Below are 1,157 nucleotides of genomic sequence, written 5' to 3' on the forward strand. Positions count from 1 at the left end.
ACGACGCCGGCGCCGACGGTGCGGCCGCCTTCGCGGATGGCGAAGCGCAGCTTTTCTTCCATCGCGATTGGCGCGATCAGCTCGACCTCGAACTTCAGGTTGTCGCCCGGCATCACCATCTCGGTGCCCTCGGGCAGCTTGACGGTCCCGGTCACGTCCGTGGTGCGGAAGTAGAACTGCGGGCGGTAGTTCGCGAAGAACGGCGTGTGGCGGCCGCCTTCCTCCTTGGTCAGGATGTAGGCCTCGGCCTCGAACTTGGTGTGCGGCTTGACCGAGCCCGGCTTGCACAGCACCTGGCCGCGCTCCACGCCCTCGCGGTCGATGCCGCGCAGCAGCGCCCCGATGTTGTCGCCCGCCTCGCCGCGGTCCAGCAGCTTGCGGAACATCTCGACGCCCGTGCAGGTCGTCTTCTTGGTCGGGCGGATGCCCACGATCTCAAGTTCGTCGCCCACGTTCACCGCGCCGCGCTCGACACGGCCGGTGACCACGGTGCCCCGGCCCGAGATCGAGAACACGTCCTCGATCGGCATCAGGAAGGGCTGGTCCACGGCGCGCTCGGGCGTCGGGATGTACTCGTCCACCGCGGCGATCAGCGCGCGGATCGAGTCCTCGCCGATCTCCTTGTCGCGGCCTTCCATCGCCGCCAGCGCCGAACCCTTGATGATCGGGATGTCGTCGCCGGGGTAGTCGTAGGAGGACAGAAGCTCGCGCACCTCCATCTCGACCAGCTCCAGCAGCTCCTCGTCGTCCACCTGGTCGACCTTGTTGAGGTACACGACCATGTAGGGGATGCCCACCTGGCGGCCCAGCAGGATGTGCTCGCGCGTTTGCGGCATCGGGCCGTCGGCGGCGTTCACCACCAGGATCGCGCCGTCCATCTGCGCCGCGCCCGTGATCATGTTCTTCACGTAGTCGGCGTGGCCGGGGCAGTCGACATGCGCGTAGTGGCGCGACGCCGATTCGTATTCCACATGCGCCGTCGAGATCGTGATCCCGCGCGCCCGCTCTTCCGGCGCACCGTCGATCTGGTCGTAGGCCTTGAACTCGCCAAAGTACTTCGTGATCGCCGCCGTCAGCGTCGTCTTGCCGTGGTCAACGTGACCGATCGTCCCGATGTTGACGTGCGGTTTCGTCCGTTCGAATTTTGCCTTTGCCAT

1 protein-coding gene is annotated in these 1,157 nt (G+C 66.5%); it reads right to left on the reverse strand.

All coding sequences use genetic code 11. The annotated features are described in order from the left end of the window. A partial coding sequence (tuf, locus tag CK240_RS17580) for an elongation factor Tu (protein ID WP_095641542.1) occupies window positions 1–1,157 on the reverse strand: 1,157 nt, incomplete at both ends.

It is taken from the genome of Paracoccus salipaludis, assembly GCF_002287065.1.
Lineage (GTDB): Bacteria > Pseudomonadota > Alphaproteobacteria > Rhodobacterales > Rhodobacteraceae > Paracoccus > Paracoccus salipaludis.